The organism is Rhodococcus sp. WS3 (assembly GCF_003797085.1).
Classification (GTDB): Bacteria; Actinomycetota; Actinomycetes; order Mycobacteriales; family Mycobacteriaceae; genus Rhodococcus_F; species Rhodococcus_F globerula.
In genome coordinates this window covers 954,892-960,901 of record NZ_RKMA01000001.1, presented here as the reverse complement: position 1 = coordinate 960,901, position 6,010 = coordinate 954,892, and the positions used below count along the sequence as shown (strand labels likewise).

Genomic DNA, 6,010 nt, shown 5'->3' with positions numbered 1-6,010 from the left:
CTCACGTACCGCGAGTGGTGGAACTCATATCCACTCGCGGTACACGGCGCTCGGCAACTCCGCGGCTGTAACAATGGCACTCGGTTGCCGATGCATTGTGGGGAGCCGCAACGGGCGAGATGACCGTGAAAACAAGTATTACGCGAAGGTGAGTTGTCTGATGGCGCAAGGGGCCGACGTACATGCTGATCGATCATCGGACGTGATCGCATGAGCGCGGACGATCTGACCCCCGCAAAGACACGCGGAAGCCGCAAACCCCGTCCCACCCGTACTCGCCGCGTTCGAGTGCCCTTGCTGCCGCAGCTACTGGCGGCTGCCGTCGATATCGACCCAGGCGCCGTCGCCATCCGCTTCGACGGTCGTTCCGTCACCTACGCCGAGCTGGATGCCGCGTCGTCGCAGCTGGCGCGTCTCCTCATTGCTCACGGAGTGGGACCGGAAGATCGGGTAGCGATCTCCATCCCACGCTCCGTCGAGTCGGTGTGCGCACTGTGGGCCGTCGCGAAGACCGGGGCCGCATTTGTACCGGTTGATCCCAACTACCCGGCCGACCGCGCCTTGCACATGCTTGTCGATTCCGGCGTCTCGATCGGCTTGACGGTAGGCGCTGTCGCCGACGGACTGCCGGCGAGTCTTCAGTGGTGGGAACTCGACAACGCCGAGTTCCTGGCAAAGGCGGCCGAACTTCCTGCCGAACCGGTGTCGTACACCGAACGTGTCGGAACTTTGCGTGCGGAGCATCCCGCCTACGTGATCTACACCTCGGGTTCGACCGGTCGACCCAAGGGCGTTGTCGTCACGCATGGAGGCATTGCGAACCTGTGTGCCGAGCAGATCGAGGCCTACGGTCTCACTTCTGCATCCCGAACCCTGCACTTTGCATCGCCCAGCTTCGATGCCTCCGTTCTGGAATTGCTCCTCGCATTCGGCACCGGTTCCACGATGGTGATCGCACGCCCCGATGTGTACGGCGGCGACGAGCTCGCCGAACTGCTCACCGAAGAAAAGATCACCCACGCGTTCATGACTCCTGCTGCACTGGGATCGCTCTCTGCGGAGGGTGATTTCGACACGCTCGACGTTGTTGTCGTGGGCGGCGAAGCATGTTCGCCCGCACTGGTGACTCAGTGGGCGCCCGGACGAAAATTCTTCAACGCGTACGGCCCCACCGAAACCACCGTCGTCGCATCGATTGCCGAACTGACGGTCGACAGTCCGGTCACGATCGGCGGCCCGGTGCGCGGCGTCGGACTCTACGTTCTCGACTCCCGCCTGCAGCCGGTGGCGACCGGCACTGCCGGCGAATTGTATGTTTCCGGAACACATCTCGCCCGTGGGTACAACCAGCTTCCCGCGACAACCGCAGCAAGTTTTGTGGCAAACCCGTTCGCGGACACGGGCGAACGTCTGTACCGCACCGGCGACACCGTTCGCTGGATCAAGGCCGGCGACGACCAACGCAGTCTCGAATACCTCGGCCGCGGTGACTCTCAGGTCAAGATTCGCGGATTCCGCATCGAACTCGGTGAGATCGACGCAGTTCTCGCCGCGGTGCCCGGCGTCGAATTTGTGGCGACACTTCCTCGGAGTGGGCCGACGGGTGAACCAGCATTGGTGTCGTATGTAAAGGCCGGAAACACGCTCGACGCTGAGGCATTGACAGTCCACGCACGCGGCGCACTGCCTCGGCACATGGTCCCGGCCGCAATGGTGATGCTCGAAGATATTCCGCTGACCCCGGTCGGCAAGCTCGACGTCGACGCATTGCCGGCGCCCACATTCGAATCGCGCTCGTACCAAGCGCCGTCCACGCCTGCCCAGAAGCTTGTGGCCGACGCGATTGCCGATCTGCTCGGCCTCGAACAGGTCGGCGCTTCGGATGATTTCTTCGAATTGGGTGGCAACTCCCTGATCGCCGCCAAGCTGGCCGGTCGTCTGGGCGCAGCGTTCGATACCCGCGTTCAGGTGAAGACTCTGTTCGAAGCGTCTACCGTCGAAGCGCTCGCCGCTCGCATCGAAGCCGAGACGGAAACGATCGGGCATGTGGCCTTGGCGCCGATGGTTCGTCCTGATCGTGTGCCATTGTCTCTTGCACAACAGCGCATGTGGTTCCTGAGTCGGTTCGACGCGGAATCTGCAGTGAACAATATTCCGATCGTTTTGCGACTGTCTGGTGAACTGGACGTGAGTGCGCTTGCGCGCGCTGTTGAGGATGTTGTCGCTCGGCACGAGGTGCTGCGGACTGTGTATCCGGAGTTCGGTGGTATCGGCTATCAGGACGTTCTCGAAGTGTCCACGGCAGATATCGATCTGGATCCTCGGGATCTCGACGAGTCGGAGTTGCTTGCAGCTTTGGCGCCGCTGGTGACCGTTGGGTTCGACGTTTCCGTTGCCGTCCCACTTCGGGTTCGCCTGTTCCGTACCAGCCCAAGTGAATTCGTTCTCGCAATGGTGGTTCACCATATATCTGCCGACGGTGTTTCGGTGGGTCCTCTGGTGCGTGATGTTGCATTGGCCTATCTTGCCCGGGCGCAGGGCGGCGCGCCGGCGTGGTCGCCGCTTGCGGTGCAATACGCAGATTTTGCGTTGTGGCAGCATGAGGTTTTGGGGGTCGATTCTGATCCGGCGTCGTTGATGTCGGAGCAATTGCGTTATTGGAGTGAGAATCTCGCGGGGTTGCCGGAGAAGATCGATCTGCCGTTCGATCGGAAGCGCCCGGCGGTTGCGTCGACGCGTGGCGCGGTGCATCGTTTCGATATCGACGGTGAGTTGCACAGGGCTCTGGAGCAATTGGCGTTGGATCGTGGTGTTTCGCTGTTCATGGTTGTGCATGCGGCCCTTGCGGTGCTGCTTGCGCGGATGGCGTCGACTGACGACGTGGTTATCGGTTCGCCGATTTCCGGTCGGGGGGAACCTGCGCTCGATGATCTGATCGGGATGTTTGTCAATACGCTGGTGTTGCGCACGCCGGTGACGTCGAACGTATCGTTTGCCGATCTTCTCGATCAGGTTCGTGAAACCGATTTGGGTGCATTTGCCAATGCGGACTTGCCTTTCGAGCGTTTGGTGGAGGTTCTCGATCCGGCCCGTTCGCAGGCGCATCATCCGTTGTTCCAGGTTGCGTTGTTCTTCCAGAACATGGCAGGTGACGCTCTGGAGTTGCCTGACCTGCGAGTCTCGGAGTTCGATGCGGGAATCGATATCGCAAAATTCGACCTTCAGCTGACGGCATCGCCGGTTGAAGACGAGGCCGGCGTCGGTACCGGCATGGTGATGTCGTGGCTCTACGCCACAGATCTTTTCGACGCCGCTACTGTTGGCGGGCTAGCCGAGCGCCTGACCGCCATTCTCCGTGCGATGGTCACGAATCCGGGAACTGCTGTCGGTGACGTGGAACTGTTGTCCACCAAGGAAATACAGAACACCATCGAATACTTCAACGACACGTCTCGTCCGGTTGTGGGTGGGTTGTTGTTGGATGGTTTTGATTCTGTGGTGGGGGTTTCTTCGGGTTCGCGTGCGGTGGTGTGTGGGGATGAGGTGCTTTCGTATGGGGAGTTCGATGAGAGGGTTAATAGGTTTGCGCGTTATTTGATCGGTTTGGGTGTTGGGCCGGAGTCGTTGGTGGGGTTGGCTGTTCGGCGGTCGGTTGATTTGTTGGTTGGTTTGTATGCGATTGTGCGTGCGGGTGGGGCGTGGGTGCCGTTGGATCCTGATGCTCCGTCCTCGCGTAATGAGTATGTGTTGGATTCGGCTGATCCGGTGTGTGTGGTGTCGACGGAGCGTGATGGTTTCACGGCGTCGGGTCGTCGGGTTGTGTGTGTCGATGTTGTTGATGTGTCTGGTTTTTCGGGTGCGCGGGTTTCTGATGTGGATCGGTTGTCGCCGTTGCGGGCGTCGAATACGGCGTATGTGATTTTCACGTCGGGGTCGACGGGTCGGCCGAAGGGTGTGGCGGTCTCGCATGCGGCGATTGTGAATCAGCTCGAGTTCATGCAGGGCGAGTATGTTTTGTCGGCTGCGGATGTGTATTTGCAGAAGACGGCGACGACGTTCGATGTGTCGTTGTGGGGTTTTTTCATGCCGTTGCGGGTGGGTGCGGTGTTGGTGTTGGCGTCGGCTGATGGTCATCGGGATCCGGGGTATTTGGCGTCGGTGATTGACGAGCAGGGTGTGTCGGTGACGGATTTTGTGCCGACGATGTTGTCGACGTTTTCGTCGTTGGTGGATCCGGGGTTGTTGGGTTCGTTGCGTGATGTGTTGGTGATCGGTGAGGCGTTGCCGGTGGAGGCGGTGCGTGAGTTCGGGTTGGTGTCGTCGGCGCGGTTGCATAATTTGTATGGTCCGACTGAGGCTGCGGTGTCGTTTACGTTTGCGGATGTGACGGCTGCTGGGTCGGGGTCGGTGGTGTCGATTGGTGTGCCGGAGTGGAATTGCCGGGTGTTTGTGTTGGATTCGCGCCTTCGGCCGGTTGCGGTGGGTGTTGCGGGTGAGTTGTATTTGTCGGGTGTGCAGTTGGCTCGGGGGTATGTGGGTCGTCCGGATTTGAGTGCGGATCGGTTTGTTGCGTCGCCGTTCGGTGTGGGTGGGGAGCGGATGTATCGGACGGGTGACCTTGTGAGGTGGTCGTCTGAGGGGGATCTGGAGTACATCGGTCGTACTGATTTTCAGGTGAAGTTCCGGGGTCAGCGGATCGAGTTGGGGGAGATCGAGGCGGCGTTGGTGTCGCATGGGTCGGTGTTGTCGGCTGCGGTGGTGGTGCGTGGGTCGGTGATGGGTGATCAGTTGGTGGGGTATGTGGTGCCGGCGGTGGGGTCGGTTGTGGATGTGAGTGTGTTGCGGGGGTTTGTGGGGGAGCGGGTTCCGGGTTATATGGTTCCGGCTGCTGTGGTGGTGTTGGATGCGTTTCCACTTAATTCGTCGGGGAAGTTGGATCGGGCGTTGTTGCCGGAGCCGGTGTTCGAGGCTCGGGTGTTTCGGGCTCCGGTGTCGTCGGTGGAGTTGGTGGTGGCGTCGGCGTTTGTGGGTGTGTTGGGTGTTGATCGGGTGGGGTTGGATGATGATTTCTTCGAGTTGGGTGGCAACTCCCTCATCGCGATGAAGTTGGCGTCCGAACTGAGTGCATCTGTTGGTGCCGACGTCCCCGTGCGCATGCTGTTCGGTGCATCGACAGTTGAATCCCTCTCCGCTCGAATCGAAGACACACTTCGTGGCAGCGCGCCGTCGTCGAGTCAGGCGCTCGATGTTCTATTGCCGATCCGGGAAGCTGGATCGTCGGTACCGGTATTCTTCATCCACCCGATGAGCGGGCTGGCATGGAAAGCCTCCGGCCTGGTTCCTCACCTCGACGCACGGACGCCGCTCTACGGTCTGCAGGCACCGGTGATGACGGAATCGTGGCCTCTGCCCACGTCGGTCGACGCATTGGCCGAACGCTACGTTCGCGAGATGCTGAGTGTGAATCCGAGCGGCCCGTTCCACATCGTCGGCTACTCGCTCGGCGGGTTCATCGGACACGCGTGTGCAGTTCTATTGCGCTCGAAGGGGTTCGACGTGAAGCTGGCAATGATCGATCCTCGCGGCACTACCGAAGTCGGGGAAAACCAGGCCCGGGACAACGTCTCCGAACTGGCCGCGGGATGGGGGGGTCGACGTCGGGGACACCCTGGATCTCAGTGCGTTGGGTCGGGAAGAGATCGTCGCTCTCGGTCGGTCACTCGATTCCCTGTCGTTCCTCTCCGACGATCAACTCGGGTCTCTGTACGATTTTGCGATCTCAGCGGCCTCGATGATCGACGGATACGAGCCGAGCGTCTTCGACGGTGACGCTGTACTTCTCAGCGCCACCGTGGGAGTCGGTTCGACAATCGAACTTGCCGAGGCCTGGAAGCCCTATGTCAACGGAACTTTGACTGAGACAACAGTCGAGAGTTCGCATCACTCGATGATGGAAACCGATCAGCTCGAGCTGATCGGTCCACGATTGGCGGCGTTCTTCAGGAGCTGA

General features: G+C 60.4%; 2 protein-coding genes. Both read left to right on the top strand.

Going from position 1 to position 6,010, the window contains the following annotated elements; translation table 11 throughout:
* The first annotated feature begins 210 nt into the window (after nt 1-210).
* Nucleotides 211-5,829: a non-ribosomal peptide synthetase gene (locus EEB13_RS04430; protein WP_141484688.1), complete on the top strand. Its 5,619-nt coding sequence runs from the start codon at nt 211-213 to the stop codon at nt 5,827-5,829.
* On the top strand, nt 5,792-6,010 hold the full coding sequence (locus EEB13_RS04425) for a hypothetical protein (RefSeq protein ID WP_141484687.1): 219 nt from the start codon (nt 5,792-5,794) through the stop codon (nt 6,008-6,010). The genes EEB13_RS04430 and EEB13_RS04425 overlap by 38 nt, the downstream gene beginning before the upstream one ends.